Raw genomic sequence first — 14,489 nt, forward strand, 5'->3', positions numbered from 1 at the left:
ATGCCGCCCATATCAGGCATGCCAGGGGCATCGTCTTTCGGTAATTCAGTGATCATCGCTTCAGTAGTGATCATCAGAGAACCAATTGATGCTGCAAACTGCAGTGCAGAGCGGGTTACTTTGGTTGGGTCCAGAATACCCATTTCCAGCATATCGCCGTATGCATCGGTAGCCGCGTTGTAACCGTAGTTACCTGAACCTTCTTTCACCTTGTTAACAACCACTGACGGCTCTTCACCGGCATTCGCCACGATTTGACGCAGTGGTGCTTCCATTGCCCGCAGAGCAATTTTGATACCGTGAGTCTGGTCTTCATTGTTACCGGTTAAGCTGGTCAGCTTGGCAGCAACACGCACCAGGGCGACACCGCCGCCAGGTACAACACCTTCTTCCACTGCAGCGCGGGTAGCATGCAATGCATCTTCAACCCGGGCTTTCTTCTCTTTCATTTCCATCTCAGTGGTCGCGCCCACTTTGATTACCGCAACACCACCAGCTAATTTAGCCAGACGTTCCTGCAGTTTTTCTTTGTCGTAATCAGAAGTGGCTTCTTCGATTTGCTGGCGAATTTGCTTCACGCGGCCATCAATACCCGTTTGCTCACCGGCGCCATCAATGATGGTGGTGTTATCTTTAGTGATAACAACCCGCTTAGCAGTACCTAAGTCTTCCAGCGTGGCTTTCTCAAGCTCCATACCGATTTCTTCAGAAATAACGGTACCACCGGTTAAGGTAGCAATGTCTTGTAGCATGGCTTTACGACGGTCACCGAAACCTGGCGCTTTAACCGCAGACACTTTAACGATGCCACGCATGTTGTTCACGACCAACGTCGCTAACGCTTCGCCTTCTAAATCTTCAGCAATAATCAGCAGCGGCTTGCCAGCTTTGGCCACACCTTCCAATACCGGCAGTAATTCACGGATATTAGAGATTTTCTTGTCAACAGTCAGAATAAACGGGCTGTCCAGCTCAACCTGACCCGCTTCCTGGTTGTTGATGAAGTATGGAGATAAGTAACCACGGTCAAACTGCATGCCTTCAACCACGTCCAGCTCGTTATTTAAACCCTGACCTTCTTCTACGGTAATTACGCCTTCTTTACCGACTTTATCCATAGCATCAGCGATAATTTTACCAATCTCTTCATCAGAGTTAGCAGAAATAGTACCCACCTGAGCAATAGCTTTGGTATCGGCACATGGCTGAGATAAGTTTTTCAGCTCTTCTACCGCTGCAATAACCGCTTTGTCGATACCGCGCTTTAAATCCATTGGATTCATGCCGGCAGCAACCGCTTTAACACCTTCGTTAATAATGTTTTGCGCTAACACAGTGGCGGTAGTGGTACCATCACCGGCTTCGTCATTGGCTTTAGAGGCAACCTCTTTTACCATTTGCGCACCCATGTTTTCGAACTTGTCTTCCAGCTCAATTTCTTTCGCTACCGATACACCGTCTTTGGTGATCATGGGTGAGCCAAAAGATTTATCCAGAATAACGTTACGGCCTTTCGGACCCAGCGTTACGCGCACCGCGTTTGCCAGAATGTTCACGCCCTTAAGCATTTTATTGCGAGCTTCGTCGCCAAAACGTACGTCTTTTGCAGCCATTTTAAAATTCCTTCAATCAGTTTTAAGTTAAACGATAATGCCAGGTGCAACTGTGGTGAGCTGCTTAATCGAGGATGACACCTAAGATATTGTCTTCTTTGGTGATCACAAACTCCTGACCGTCTACTTTTTCAGTGCGCTCGACATAAGCGCCAAATAATACTTTGTCACCAACTTTCACGTCTAAAGGCTTCACATCGCCGTTATCCAGGATGCGGCCATTGCCAACGGCAACAACTTCGCCACGGCTCGACTTTTCGGCAGATGCTCCAGTTAATACGATGCCACCGGCTGACTTGCTTTCTGCTTCTAAGCGTTTGATGATGACACGGTCATGTAAGGGACGAATATTCATGCTCTAATCTCCTAAAGCGTTTTTTGAGTTTTAACATGGGTGTTAAAATGTGTGTTCGGTATATGGGGCGGTAGCAAAAAAAATCCAAGGGGCAAACTGAAAAATTCTGTGCCACTGTCCCGGATAGGTTTTGAGCAGCCTACATTTTTAAGAATTAATTAAGATACTTTTGAAAAAATACCAGATGAAATAATTGCGGGCGCTGTCAGGTCTGTTGTTTACCCAGCGCCGTTACGCGCAATAAGACCAATTGGCCAATATTGTAGTATAAGTCATGTCGTATGAGTAATGCCGTATAGTAGAGCCGGTATTACCCACTAACCGGTAAATTGAAAGAAGGTTCAATTAATGTATAACGTGTTTTTGCTTCCATTGCTGTTGTTGTTTACTTTATTGGCCGGTAATCCCGCCCAGGCACAGCAAAGCTCCGTCCTGGACAGTTTACTTAAAGGTGACGATAATTTTTTACCGGTTGATCAAGCATTTAAAATGGACTTTCGGCAGCAGGGCGACCAGCTCATCGTCAACTGGACTATTGCAGATGGCTATTACATTTACCGTGACAAATTTAAATATGGTGGTGTGGCTGTCAGTTTTTCCCATCCTACTTACCCCGCCAGCATGCAAATTGAAGATGAATTTTTTGGGGTCACCGACGTTTATTTTCATCAGCTGACTCTGAAAATACCGCTGTCGGATATCAGCGAAGACGCGTTTTTACGGATCCAGTATATGGGCTGTGCTGAAGCGGGCCTGTGCTACCCCCCCATTAATGAAGAAATTCCACTGTCAATTCCGGGTAATTCGGCAGTGACTGCCGAAGCCGACGCAGTCGATCCCGCAACAGCTGAAGAATCAAATACACCGACTTCCAGCCAGTATGGTTTAGCTGAACGCCTTAGCAGCGGCTCGGTATGGCTGAATATGGGAGTGTTTTTTCTATTGGGTCTGGGGCTGGCATTTACGCCTTGTGTGTTCCCTATGTATCCTATTTTAAGCAGTATTATTGTCGGTCAGGGCAAACAACTTAGCACCGGCCGCGCCTTTGGGTTGTCCTTTAGCTACGTGCAGGGTATGGCGCTAACGTATTCGGCACTGGGGCTGGTAGTGGCCAGTTTAGGCGTCAAGTTTCAGGCCTGGATGCAGCACCCTGCCGTGCTAATTGTTGCCGCTGTGATTTTTGTGCTTCTGGCGTTGGCGATGTTTGGTGTATTTAACTTTCAGTTACCCGCCAGTTGGCAGGCTAAAGTTAGTGCCATTAGTAACAAGCAGGAAGGTGGTAGCTTAAAAGGGGCGTTTGTCATGGGCGCGCTGTCTGGCTTGATCGCCTCCCCGTGCACCACGGCACCTTTGTCCGCTGCATTAATGTACGTAGCACAAAGTGGCGATTTAATGCTCGGTGCACTTACCTTGTACATTCTTAGCCTCGGCATGGGTTTACCGCTTATCTTACTTGGTACCTCGGGGGGTAAGTTGCTACCTAAAGCCGGCGGCTGGATGAATATTGTCAAGTCAGCCTTTGGCTTTATCCTGTTGCTGGTGCCCATCATTCTGCTGGAGCGTATTCTGCCGTTCTGGCAAATTGTGTTGCTGGCATCCTTACTTGGTCTGTTGGTCAGTGGCTATTTATTCAAGCTGCTGTTTGAGCAACAAGGCAGCAGCGCAAAAGCCAGCTTGTTGGTATCTGCTCAGGTGTTGCTGCTGGCAACGGTATTTTTTAACTGGCACTATTTTAGCCCCGCTCAGACCAGCAGCGCCGCAGTCAGTAATGTTGGCAGTGCTCCAGACAGCACTACCGGCCAGTTTATCGATGTGGCAGACTTAGCGGGCCTGGAGCAGCAGCTGGCCGAAGCTCAGGCGGCCAACCAATATACGCTGGTCGATCTCTATGCTGAGTGGTGCGTTGCCTGTAAAGAGTTTGAAAAGCTTACTTTCCCGGCGGCCCAAGTGCAGGCCCAGACCCGTAACATGCGGCTGATTAAGATTGATGTGACGAAAATGACCCGCTCTGATGAGAAGCTGTTAAATCATTATCAGGTACTGGGTTTACCTACCCTGTTGTTTTTCAGCCCACAAGGCGAGGAGTTAACCAGCGCCAGAGTCACCGGTTTTATGGCCGCTACCCCTTTTGCACAGCATCTGGCGGCGCTTACCAGCGAACAGTAACCCTATCTAAGCCAGTTCGCCTGCCAACTGCAGACGAACTGGCCTACCGTTTTCACCTGCTTTTAAGCGCTTTACGCCTTACTCCATTTCGCCCCTCTGGCTGATAAGACCAGTATTTTGCTGCCATTTGTCACGAATTCACTATAATAGGCGCTTATCTGGTGATAAAGGGGCGCGGCAATGTAACGAAATAAGCAAGCAGGTGCATTTTAATGCTACCTTTCGTAAGATAAGGCTTATTCATTACATTTAGCGGAAATACAGTGCAAATGGCGGCAAAATACCGAATTTTAGTGATAAATGGTCCAAACCTGAATATGCTCGGTGTACGCGAGCCCGGGGTGTATGGTGCTGCCAGCCTGAGCGAGATCGTGTCTGAACTGGAATCACAAGCTGGCAAACTTAATGTCAGCCTTAGCCATATTCAATCGAACGCCGAGCATGAGCTTATTAATGCTATTCAGCAGAGTCTGGGCCAGCAGGATTTTATTCTAATAAATCCCGGTGCCTTTACCCATACCAGTGTGGCAATTCGCGATGCCCTGCTGGCTGTGGCCATCCCTTTTATTGAAATTCATTTATCTAACGTGCATGCCCGGGAAGCGTTCCGGCGACATTCTTATTTAGCTGATATTGCCCGTGGGGTTATCTGCGGCCTGGGCGCCAAGGGTTACCACTATGCGCTGGACGCAGCGGTATCAGCCTTACAAACAACCGAAAATTAACTAACAAATTAACTAACATCAGGCGACAGACATGGATATTAGAAAAATTAAAAAATTAATTGAATTGCTGGAAGAGTCTGGCATTTCTGAGCTGGAAATTACCGAAGGTGAAGAATCAGTTCGGATCAGCCGCAACAGCCCGGTGCAACATTATGCACCTATGCAACCGATGCAATATGCTCAACCACAAATACAGGCCCCGGCACCGGCAGCACCTGCTGCAGTAGCGGCTGAGCCGGCTAAACCTGCTGCTACCGGCCAGGTTGTTAAATCACCGATGGTGGGTTCGTTTTACCGCGCGGCCTCGCCCACTTCAAAAGCGTTTGTTGAAGTAGGTCAGACGGTCAAAGTGGGTGATACGCTGTGTATTGTTGAAGCCATGAAAATGATGAACCAAATACAGTCTGATAAAGCAGGCGTGGTAAAAGAAATTCTGGTTGAAAACGGCGATCCGGTCGAATTTGATCAGCCGTTATTTATTCTCGAATAACCAAAAAGGCTGACCGATGCTAGAAAAAGTACTAATTGCCAACCGGGGTGAAATTGCACTGCGCATTTTGCGCGCCTGCAAGGAACTCGGGATCAAAACGGTTGCGGTGCACTCTACCGTAGACCGAAATCTTAAGCATGTGTTGCTGGCCGATGAAACCATCTGTATAGGCCCGGCACCCTCACCTCAAAGCTATTTAAATATTCCGGCGCTAATTGCTGCTGCCGAAGTAACCAACGCCCAGGCTATTCATCCGGGTTACGGCTTTTTAGCAGAGCGCGCCGATTTTGCCCAGCAAGTAGAAGAGAGTGGCTTGGTGTTTATTGGGCCTCATCCTGACTCTATTCGCTTAATGGGCGATAAAGTATCTGCCATCGAAGCGATGAAAAAAGCCGGCGTGCCCTGCGTACCGGGGTCTGATGGTGCCGTCGGAGATGACGCAGAGGCCAGTAAAAAAATTGCCAAACGCATCGGCTACCCGATTATCGTTAAAGCCGCCGGCGGTGGTGGTGGTCGTGGTATGCGGGTTGTGCGCAGCGAAGAAGAACTGATTAGCTCGATCGAAATGACCAAAGCTGAAGCCAAGGCTGCGTTCGGTAATGACATGGTTTACATGGAGAAATTCCTGGAGAATCCACGTCACATCGAAATTCAGGTATTAGCAGATGGCCAGGGTAACGCCATTCATTTAGGCGAGCGTGATTGCTCAATGCAGCGCCGCCACCAGAAAGTGGTCGAAGAAGCGCCAGCACCGGGCATTACCCCGGAACTGCGCGCTTTTATCGGTGGCCGTTGTGTTGACGCCTGTAAGGTGATGAATTATCGCGGTGCCGGTACTTTCGAGTTTCTGTTTGAAAACGGCGAGTTCTTCTTTATTGAAATGAACACCCGTATTCAGGTAGAGCACCCGGTTACCGAAATGATTAGCGGTGTTGACTTAATTAAAGAGCAACTGCGGGTAGCTTCTGGCATGCCGTTAACCCTGACTCAGGAAGATATTGTGATCCGCGGCCATGCGGTGGAATGTCGGATTAATGCTGAAGATCCGGTAACCTTTATGCCGTCGCCAGGCAAAATCACCCGTTTTCACCCGGCCGGGGGAAATGGCGTGCGCTGGGATTCGCACATTTATGCCGATTACACGGTACCGCCAAACTACGACTCTATGGTCGGTAAGCTCATCACCTATGGCGAAAGCCGTGAAATCGCTATCGCCCGGATGCGCAATGCGCTTGACGAGTTGTTGGTAGAAGGCATTAAAACCAATATTCCGCTGCACAAAGACATTATGCGCGATGTTGAGTTTTGTAAAGGCGGTACCAACATTCATTACCTGGAAAAAAAGTTGGGTATGAAATAAGCGTCGCTTAATCAGCTTAGCAGTAGAATAAAGGCCGCAATTGCGGCCTTTTTGCTATAATGCGCCAAAATTAGCGCAAGAGAGTCACCATGCCCTGGATCCAACTACGTATCAGTACCACTGAAGATAAAGCCGAGCAAGTCAGTGATATGCTGCAAGGCTGGGGAGCGCAGGCGGTAAGTTTTGTTGATGCCCACGACACCCCGATTTATGAACCCATGCCAGGCGAGGTCATCTACTGGACCAATACCGTGGTAGTTGGCCTGTTTGATGCAGAACACCCGATGGACAGCGTGCTCGAGAAGCTGCAAAAGGTGGCCTTTTTCAAAGACCGGCTCGACTACAAGCTGGAACAGCTGGAAGATAAAGACTGGGAGCGGGAATGGATGGATAACTTTCATCCGATAAAGTTTGGTGAGCGCCTCTGGGTATGCCCCAGCTGGCGGGACATTCCGGACCCGACCGCCGTTAATGTAATGCTGGACCCGGGTTTGGCCTTTGGTACCGGTACTCACCCTACTACAGCCTTATGTATGCAATGGCTGGATCAGCATATCCAGAGCGATCAAACCGTGGTCGATTTTGGTTGTGGCTCTGGTATTTTAGGCATCGCGGCGCTGAAACTGGGAGCAAAACGGGTGGTTGGCATTGATATCGATCCCCAGGCAATAGAAGCCAGCACCGCCAACGCAGCGCGCAATCATGTTAGTGGTCAGATAGAGCTGTATTTGCCGAAAGATCAACCGCAGTTGCAGGCGGATGTGGTGGTCGCCAATATACTGGCCGGCCCGCTTGCCGATCTAAGTCAGATAATCAGTGCCTACGTTAAACCCGGAGGCTTGCTGGCGTTGTCGGGTATTTTACACAGTCAGGCCCAGAGTGTTATCGCTGCCTATCAGCACGAATTTAGTTTTGAGCCGATAGCCGAACAAGACGAATGGGTAAGGTTAAGCGCCAGGAAAAATGCCGGTTAAACAATTTTGTAACTGGTGACAAAATAAACAGCCTTACAATTATCTTTTTAGTCAGGCCGTTGTTTACGGCTTGGCTGTAGCAGGAAAACACGCCTTTTCAGCCTTTTAGCGAATGTCAATCCCTCAAAGGCCATATTAAATGCAGTTTTGTTTAAATAATAACCTTTGCTTTGTTGGCAAAAATCCGTAAACTTAGCGCCCCTTACGGGTAGAGCCTTGGATTACATGGTGCGTATAGGTCCTTATCAGTTAGCGAACAACGTAATTTGCGCACCGATGGCCGGAGTGACAGATCACACTTTTCGTGAGCTTTGCAGACGGTTTGGTGCAGCTTTAGCTGTATCTGAAATGCTATCAAGCAATCCGCAGGTCTGGCAGAGCGAAAAGTCGCAAAACCGAATGGGCCATCGTCAGGAATCAGGCATTCGCTCGGTACAAATTGCCGGCAGCGATCCAGCGCAAATGGCTGCAGCCGCACAGTACAATGTTGACATCGGCGCCGATATTATTGATATCAATATGGGTTGTCCGGCAAAAAAGGTAAATAAAAAACTGGCAGGATCAGCTTTGTTGCAATATCCGCAACTGGTTGAGCAAATTATTCGTGCGGTAGTCGATGCCGTGAAGGTGCCGGTAACCCTGAAAATTCGCACGGGCTGGGATCCGCTGCACCGCAACGGTGAACTCATTGCCCGTTTAGCGCAGGATAACGGCATTCAGGCACTGGCGGTGCATGGCCGCACTAAAGCCTGTATGTATAAAGGCGAAGCCGAGTACGACACAATTAAAGCCATTAAGCAGGCAGTGTCATTACCGGTAATTGCCAATGGCGATATTACGACGCCGGAAAAAGCACAGTTTGTGCTCAATTATACCGGTGCCGACGCCATAATGATTGGCAGGGCGGCACAGGGGCGCCCCTGGATTTTCAGGGAAGTGGTCCATTACCTGGCGACAGGTGAAAAACTGGCTGCACCAGCAATAGCTGAAGTGCAGCAAATCATGCTGGAGCATGTGCAGGGCTTACATCAGTTATATGGCGTACATTTGGGGCCTAAAATAGCCCGCAAGCACGTTGGCTGGTATTTAGCCGAGCATGATGCCCAGGGTGTGTTTCGCAGCGAATTCAATGCTATTGAGCAGGCTGAGCGCCAGTTCGAGGCATTAAATGACTATTTTTATCAACTAGCAGCAACCTAACGTAAAAGAGAAAAGCAATGTTTAATTCGAACGTTACTTCGCCATTTATTACTAATGCCCATGTCCAAACTCAGGAAAAACCTCAGGCGTTAAGCAACGCGGTACAAAAAGCCGTTGCTAACTACCTGCAACAGTTAAACGGTCAGGATGTTGATGACCTGTACGAACTGGTTCTGTCAGAATTAGAGCGGCCGTTACTGGAAGAGGTGATGAAATACACCCGCGGCAACCAGACCCGCGCAGCCAACCTGATGGGCATCAACCGCGGTACGCTGCGTAAGAAGCTGAAACAATACGGCATGAGTTAATGCCACTGCGGGGCTCCGGCCTCGCCACTAAGCACCTTCGGGTGCTTTTTTATTGGTTAGGTTAAAATCTGATTTCTGCAAGCGACAAGAGAATTAAAGCATGACAACATTACGCCCCATTCGCCGCGCACTGTTAAGTGTGTCTGATAAAACCGGTATCGTTGAATTTGCCCGTGCCCTGGCTGCCCGGCAAGTGGATATTCTGTCTACCGGCGGCACCGCTAAGCTGTTAGCGGAACACGGTATTAAGGTTACTGAAGTGTCGGACTATACCGGTCACCCGGAAATCATGGATGGCCGGGTAAAAACTCTGCATCCGAAAATTCATGGTGGCATTCTGGCGCGGCGTGGCGTAGACGAAGATGTCATGACAGCGAATAACATTGGCCCTATCGACCTGGTGGTGGTAAACCTGTACCCCTTTGCTGACACAGTGGCTAAAGCGGGTTGCACCCTGGAAGACGCGGTAGAAAACATTGATATCGGCGGCCCGACGATGGTACGCGCGGCAGCGAAAAACCATAAAGATGTCACCATCGTGGTTAATGCCAGCGACTACGACACGGTACTGGCTGATATGGAAGCGAACAATGGCGCAACCACTCATGCTACCCGTTTTAGCCTGGCTATCAGTGCCTTTGAGCATACCGCTCAGTACGATGGTATGATTGCCAACTACTTTGGCGCCATGTTGCCAGCCTACGACGCACCAACCGCGCCGGTAAGTAAGTTCCCACGCACCTTCAATAGTCAGTTTGTGAAGAAACAAGACTTGCGCTACGGGGAAAACAGCCATCAGAGCGCCGCGTTTTATGTGCAGGAGGGTGCCACTGAGGCTTCAGTCGCAACCGCTACACAGCTTCAGGGTAAGGCATTGTCGTATAACAATATCGCTGATACCGATGCAGCACTGGAGTGTGTAAAGGAATTTGCTGAACCGGCCTGCGTTATTGTTAAGCATGCTAACCCTTGCGGCGTCGCTATTGGTGATTCGATCCTGGCTGCTTACAACCGCGCCTATCAGACCGACCCAACGTCTGCTTTTGGCGGCATTATTGCTTTTAACCGCGAACTGGACGAAACCACAGCGAAGGAAATTGTCAGCCGTCAATTTGTTGAAGTGATTATCGCGCCAGCTGCTTCAGATGCCGCTGTTGCGGTAATAGGCACTAAGCCCAACGTCCGGCTACTGGTATGTGGTGAGTTCAGCCAGGCCGCTAACGCCCTGGATATGAAACAGGTTAACGGCGGCATGCTGCTGCAGGACCGCGATCAGGCTAAAATCACCGCCGATGATTTAAAAGTGGTGACTAAGCGCCAACCCACTGAGCAGGAATTAACAGACTTACTGTTCTGCTGGAAAGTCGCCAAGTTCGTTAAATCGAACGCCATTGTTTATGTCAAAGACAGCATGACCATCGGCGTTGGTGCCGGCCAGATGAGCCGGGTGTACAGCGCGAAAATTGCCGGTATCAAAGCGGCTGATGAAAACCTGGAAGTTAAAGGTTCAGTCATGGCTTCTGATGCCTTCTTCCCGTTCCGTGATGGTATCGACGCCGCCGCTGCTGCAGGCATTACCGCTGTCATCCAGCCAGGTGGCTCAATGCGTGACGCCGAAGTAATTGCCGCCGCCGACGAGCACGGCATGGCCATGGTGTTTACCGGTGTGCGCCACTTTAGACACTAAGCACGTAGTTAATGGATTAAAAATGGCCGCTTTGCGGCCTTTTTTAATCCATTAAACCCTATGCTTTTTCAGCAAGCAAAAAATCTCCCGATAGTATCTGCTGCAAGCCGTCCGTTGACTGGTTGTAGATATACACCCAGGCTGTGATAATCTCACCGCTGTTAAGCATGATGGGTTGTTTAAGCCGCAGGTATTCGGTGGGGCTGGCAAAGCCGGGGCCGCACTCTTCGTACTGGTCCAGTTCTGCCAGTAATAACGCGGGTTGCTTAAGCTGATACACCTCACCTGTTACCTGCCACTGCGGGTTGTTACTTGCAACGGCACCGGGGTAATAATCGACCAGATACAACTTGGCCTGCAACCGGCCCTGGCCAATTAGGCTGGCATGCTGCTGCAGTAACTGAAAGCAGCGCTGGCCGGCGGCGCGGCGCTTTGCATGTTGGCGAAGGGTACCGTATACAAATAAGTATTCTGGCATATTAATAAAACCTGCTTACACTGTACTCGATAATTCTACATCAATTGAATTAATGGCGTTGCATGCTGTGAAATCCACTAACAGCTTGGCAGATAACCGTACTTTTTGGCGAAATACTAAGTAGCATCACCATCAAAATAATGTAGTCTATTGATTTTAATATATTTATAGAGTGGTCTCATTTTTGCTCTGTCATTGCTGTAGGCAGCAAAGCTGCCACGGAGCAATACTTAATAAAAAAACAAGGAGCAACTATGTTGAAACAACTCTGGCTGGCCACAGTATTATGCTGCGCCAGCAGCGTGCTAATCGCCGCTGAACCCTTACCTGACGCCCAGGCTGTCAGCCGCTATGCCGATCAGCTGCTGCAGCAGCAACCGATAGATAACCATAGTCCCGGCGTGGCAGTGCTGGTAGCACGCGGTGACGAATTACTCTTTAAACAGGCCTATGGCCAGGCAAACATTGAGCTTGGCGTGCCATTAAGCCCGGAACATAAATTCCGGATAGGCTCTGTAACCAAGCAGTTTGCGGCGGCGGCCCTGTTAAAGCTGATTGACGAAGGCAAAGCGTCACTGAGCGATCCACTGAGCAAATACTTGCCAGATTATCCAAATGCAAAAAATATTACGCTATTGCACTTACTGAATCATACCTCTGGCGTGAAAAGCTACACCGGTATTCCTGGCTATATGCATAATAAAATTCGCCGGGAGTTAACTACCGCTGAGCTGATTGACGAATTTAAAGACTTAGCAGTCGATTTTGCGCCAGGCGCAGACTTCAGATACAACAATTCGGGTTATGTGCTGCTGGGGGCTGTTATTGAAACCATTAGCGGCAAAAGCTGGCATCAGTATATTAATGATGCGTTACTGCAACCCAATAAACTCAGTAATATTAGATACCCTGGCGAGCAAACTATTATTCCGGGCATGGCCAGCGGATACAGTCTGCGTCCGGGACAGGACGTTACTCAAGCGGCCTTACTCAGCATGACCCAACCGCACGCGGCTGGTGCCCTGGTGGCAGATGCGCATGCGCTATGGCAGTGGAACCGCCTATTACATGGCGGCAAGCTGCTAACAGCGGCCAGCTACCAGCAAATGATCACACCAACCGCCGCTGCAGCCAAAAATGACGGCAATTATGGCTTTGGCATTAGCAGAGGTACGTTACGGGGTATGGAAGAGCTTCAGCATGGCGGCGGCATCAATGGCTTTGTCTCAATGTTGATTTATTTACCTCAACCAAAAATAACCGTGGTGATGCTTCGCAACAGCGATGGCCCCGGACCGGATCTAAGCTATTTAGGCCGAAAAATTGCTGCATTTGCCAGCGGTAACCCCTACCCGCAGTACACGTCAGTTACCCTGACAGAGGCCCAGTTGCGTGAAGTGAGCGGGGTTTATAGCAAAGGCGAGGACAGTCGCACACTTGAAATTCAGGACGGCAAGTTATTCTCGACCCGTGCAGGCAGCCGCCCATTCGAACTGACAGCGCAAGGCAACGACAGTTTTGGCTTTACGGATAGCGTAACCCGTCTGGTGATCCAGCGAAACAAAGAGGGCAGCCCAATCGGGCTTAACATGTTTTATGACGGTGACGGAGAAGGAGAATTCTGGCAAAGAACCGGTAATATTGTGACAAAAGCCGATATCAGCCTGACGCCACAACAACAGCAAGCGCTAATTGGTGACTATGCTTCCGATCAGTTGCAACTGAAAATTTTTCAAAATGATGCTAACGGTCTACTGGTGCAGGTAGCGGGCCAACCGGCGCTGGCCTTAAAAGCTGCCAGTGCGCGTAGCTTGTACCTTACTGTCGTGGACGCCACACTGGAATTTGAGCCTGCTACGGGTCAGGCAACACAGCTAACCCTGACTCAGGGACCGGGACGCTTTGTGCTTACCCGCCAATAGCTTAACAGCAGGTGTTCAACTTTCATTTTGAACACGCCACTGCTGATCAGCAGTGGCGTTATCCCAACTTAGCACCATTGGGCACCTGGCTGTCTACCGTTACCAGCACAATAGCGCCATCTTCGCGGGCAAAGCCAGTAACCAGGCATTCCGACTGCATGGGGCCGATTTGTTTCACCGGGAAATTAACCACTGCCATTACCTGCTTACCCAGTAACTGCGCTTTACTGTACAAACTGGTAATTTGAGCACTTGATTTTTTAATCCCTATGTCGCTGCCAAAATCTACTTGCAGTTTATATGCAGGTTTATGGGCCTGTGGAAAATCGTCCACAGCAATAATGGTACCTACCCGAAGTTCTACTTTGGCAAAGTCTTGCCAGCTAATAGTTTCCATACCGTCTCCTGCGCTAAACTGTTAAGCTGCTATCCTGAACATAAAGCATAACTTAATCCGGAGAACCCTATGGCGCAATGGTTAAACGCAACGGTTTCTGAAACAATTTATTGGACCAGCAGCTTATTCAGTATTAAAGCCAAAACCGGGCCGTTACCCTTTATTGCTGGTCAGTTTGTCCGGCTGGCACTAGAGGGGCCTGACGGACGTGCACAGCGCGCGTATTCGCTGGTTAACCCACCGGATAGCGACTATCAGGAATTCTTAGTCAGTACGGTAGCCGATGGTTTGTTATCACCGTTATTACAGCAATTAACACCGGGAGATACCGTAGGGATAAGCCAGCCGGCAAGTGGTTTTTTTATTCTGGATGAAGTGCCTGACGGTGATAACCTATGGCTTATTGCTACCGGCACCGGCATAGGCCCCTACTTATCGATGCTGGCTACCGCTGAACCCTATAAGCGATTTAAACATATTATTCTGGTGCATAGCGTACGCAATTCAGCTGATCTTGCCTATAAAGAATTAATTGAAGGGTTTGTCGCGCAGCATCCCGGGCAATTACACTATCAGCCGGTGGTTACCCGTGAACCTCATCCCGGCGCACTGCAAGACCGCATTCCAAACTTAATCAGCAACCATCAGTTACAGCAGCAATGTGGCCAGCTGCTGAATTCCAAGTCACAAGTTATGTTATGCGGTAACCCGCAAATGATCACCGATACCAAAGCGTTACTTACCGAGATGGGCCTGACCAAAAACCTGCGACGAAACCCAGGCAATATTACAGTAGAGCAATACTGGTAAGTTT

14 protein-coding genes are annotated in these 14,489 nt (G+C 49.3%); 10 read left to right on the plus strand and 4 right to left on the minus strand.

The window, feature by feature from the left end; all coding sequences use genetic code 11:
- Both groL and B2X65_RS15780 read right to left on the minus strand, forming a co-directional pair.
- Positions 1-1,613: chaperonin GroEL (gene groL, locus B2X65_RS15775; protein WP_290614235.1), on the minus strand; the 1,613-nt coding region annotated here is incomplete at its 3' end.
- Positions 1,614-1,677: 64 nt separating this feature from the next.
- Positions 1,678-1,968 carry a co-chaperone GroES gene (locus tag B2X65_RS15780; protein ID WP_217671068.1) on the minus strand — a complete coding sequence of 97 codons (291 nt, stop codon included), beginning with the start codon at positions 1,966-1,968 and terminating at the stop codon, positions 1,678-1,680.
- Positions 1,969-2,316: 348 nt separating this feature from the next.
- Between B2X65_RS15780 and B2X65_RS15785 the strand changes: the two genes are divergently transcribed.
- The 8 genes from B2X65_RS15785 (at position 2,317) to purH (ending at position 10,878) form a co-directional block, all read left to right on the plus strand.
- Positions 2,317-4,134: a protein-disulfide reductase DsbD gene (locus B2X65_RS15785; protein WP_290614237.1), complete on the plus strand. Its 1,818-nt coding sequence runs from the start codon at positions 2,317-2,319 to the stop codon at positions 4,132-4,134.
- Between the two features lie 269 nt (positions 4,135-4,403).
- Positions 4,404-4,859, plus strand: coding sequence for a type II 3-dehydroquinate dehydratase (gene aroQ / locus B2X65_RS15790; protein ID WP_290614238.1), 456 nt, complete (start codon positions 4,404-4,406; stop codon positions 4,857-4,859).
- A gap of 31 nt (positions 4,860-4,890) precedes the next feature.
- Entirely contained in the window at positions 4,891-5,349 is a 459-nt protein-coding gene (accB, locus tag B2X65_RS15795) for an acetyl-CoA carboxylase biotin carboxyl carrier protein (protein ID WP_290614239.1), read from the plus strand.
- A 16-nt stretch (positions 5,350-5,365) separates the two neighbouring features.
- Entirely contained in the window at positions 5,366-6,709 is a 1,344-nt protein-coding gene (gene accC, locus B2X65_RS15800) for an acetyl-CoA carboxylase biotin carboxylase subunit (RefSeq protein WP_290614241.1), read from the plus strand.
- Between the two features lie 89 nt (positions 6,710-6,798).
- Complete coding sequence (gene prmA, locus B2X65_RS15805) at positions 6,799-7,683, plus strand: 50S ribosomal protein L11 methyltransferase (protein WP_290614243.1); 885 nt, start codon at positions 6,799-6,801, stop codon at positions 7,681-7,683.
- A 225-nt stretch (positions 7,684-7,908) separates the two neighbouring features.
- A complete protein-coding gene (dusB, locus tag B2X65_RS15810) occupies positions 7,909-8,883 on the plus strand; it encodes a tRNA dihydrouridine synthase DusB (protein ID WP_349678722.1) in 975 nt (324 codons plus the stop codon).
- A gap of 17 nt (positions 8,884-8,900) precedes the next feature.
- Positions 8,901-9,191, plus strand: coding sequence for a DNA-binding transcriptional regulator Fis (gene fis / locus B2X65_RS15815; protein ID WP_046557682.1), 291 nt, complete (start codon positions 8,901-8,903; stop codon positions 9,189-9,191).
- A gap of 100 nt (positions 9,192-9,291) precedes the next feature.
- A complete protein-coding gene (gene purH, locus B2X65_RS15820; protein ID WP_290614247.1) occupies positions 9,292-10,878 on the plus strand; it encodes a bifunctional phosphoribosylaminoimidazolecarboxamide formyltransferase/IMP cyclohydrolase in 1,587 nt (528 codons plus the stop codon).
- Between the two features lie 58 nt (positions 10,879-10,936).
- Here purH and B2X65_RS15825 read toward each other — a convergent pair whose 3' ends face one another.
- On the minus strand, positions 10,937-11,356 hold the full coding sequence (locus tag B2X65_RS15825) for a gamma-glutamylcyclotransferase family protein (protein ID WP_290614249.1): 420 nt from the start codon (positions 11,354-11,356) through the stop codon (positions 10,937-10,939).
- Between the two features lie 254 nt (positions 11,357-11,610).
- Here B2X65_RS15825 and B2X65_RS15830 point away from each other — a divergent pair, with 254 nt between their 5' ends.
- On the plus strand, positions 11,611-13,278 hold the full coding sequence (locus B2X65_RS15830; protein WP_290614250.1) for a serine hydrolase domain-containing protein: 1,668 nt from the start codon (positions 11,611-11,613) through the stop codon (positions 13,276-13,278).
- A 58-nt stretch (positions 13,279-13,336) separates the two neighbouring features.
- Here B2X65_RS15830 and B2X65_RS15835 read toward each other — a convergent pair whose 3' ends face one another.
- Positions 13,337-13,675, minus strand: coding sequence for a tRNA-binding protein (locus B2X65_RS15835; RefSeq protein WP_290614252.1), 339 nt, complete (start codon positions 13,673-13,675; stop codon positions 13,337-13,339).
- 69 nt (positions 13,676-13,744) lie between these two features.
- On the opposite strand from B2X65_RS15835, the gene B2X65_RS15840 reads away from it, so the two are divergent.
- Positions 13,745-14,485, plus strand: a complete 741-nt coding sequence (locus B2X65_RS15840; protein ID WP_290614254.1) for a ferredoxin--NADP reductase — start codon at positions 13,745-13,747, stop codon at positions 14,483-14,485.
- Positions 14,486-14,489 lie beyond the last annotated feature (4 nt).

The sequence above is a fragment of the Arsukibacterium sp. UBA3155 genome, assembly GCA_002364615.1.
Lineage (GTDB): Bacteria > Pseudomonadota > Gammaproteobacteria > Enterobacterales > Alteromonadaceae > Alishewanella.

Excerpts from the sequence above, each read along its gene's own strand:
- B2X65_RS15780 (WP_217671068.1), bottom strand. The coding sequence starts at position 1,968 with ATGAATATTCGTCCCTTACATGACCGTGTCATCATCAAACGCTTAGAA.
- B2X65_RS15785 (WP_290614237.1), top strand. The coding sequence starts at position 2,317 with ATGTATAACGTGTTTTTGCTTCCATTGCTGTTGTTGTTTACTTTATTG.
- aroQ (WP_290614238.1), top strand. The coding sequence starts at position 4,404 with ATGGCGGCAAAATACCGAATTTTAGTGATAAATGGTCCAAACCTGAAT.
- accB (WP_290614239.1), top strand. The coding sequence starts at position 4,891 with ATGGATATTAGAAAAATTAAAAAATTAATTGAATTGCTGGAAGAGTCT.
- accC (WP_290614241.1), top strand. The coding sequence starts at position 5,366 with ATGCTAGAAAAAGTACTAATTGCCAACCGGGGTGAAATTGCACTGCGC.
- prmA (WP_290614243.1), top strand. The coding sequence starts at position 6,799 with ATGCCCTGGATCCAACTACGTATCAGTACCACTGAAGATAAAGCCGAG.
- dusB (WP_349678722.1), top strand. The coding sequence starts at position 7,909 with ATGGTGCGTATAGGTCCTTATCAGTTAGCGAACAACGTAATTTGCGCA.
- fis (WP_046557682.1), top strand. The coding sequence starts at position 8,901 with ATGTTTAATTCGAACGTTACTTCGCCATTTATTACTAATGCCCATGTC.
- purH (WP_290614247.1), top strand. The coding sequence starts at position 9,292 with ATGACAACATTACGCCCCATTCGCCGCGCACTGTTAAGTGTGTCTGAT.
- B2X65_RS15825 (WP_290614249.1), bottom strand. The coding sequence starts at position 11,356 with ATGCCAGAATACTTATTTGTATACGGTACCCTTCGCCAACATGCAAAG.
- B2X65_RS15830 (WP_290614250.1), top strand. The coding sequence starts at position 11,611 with ATGTTGAAACAACTCTGGCTGGCCACAGTATTATGCTGCGCCAGCAGC.
- B2X65_RS15835 (WP_290614252.1), bottom strand. The coding sequence starts at position 13,675 with ATGGAAACTATTAGCTGGCAAGACTTTGCCAAAGTAGAACTTCGGGTA.
- B2X65_RS15840 (WP_290614254.1), top strand. The coding sequence starts at position 13,745 with ATGGCGCAATGGTTAAACGCAACGGTTTCTGAAACAATTTATTGGACC.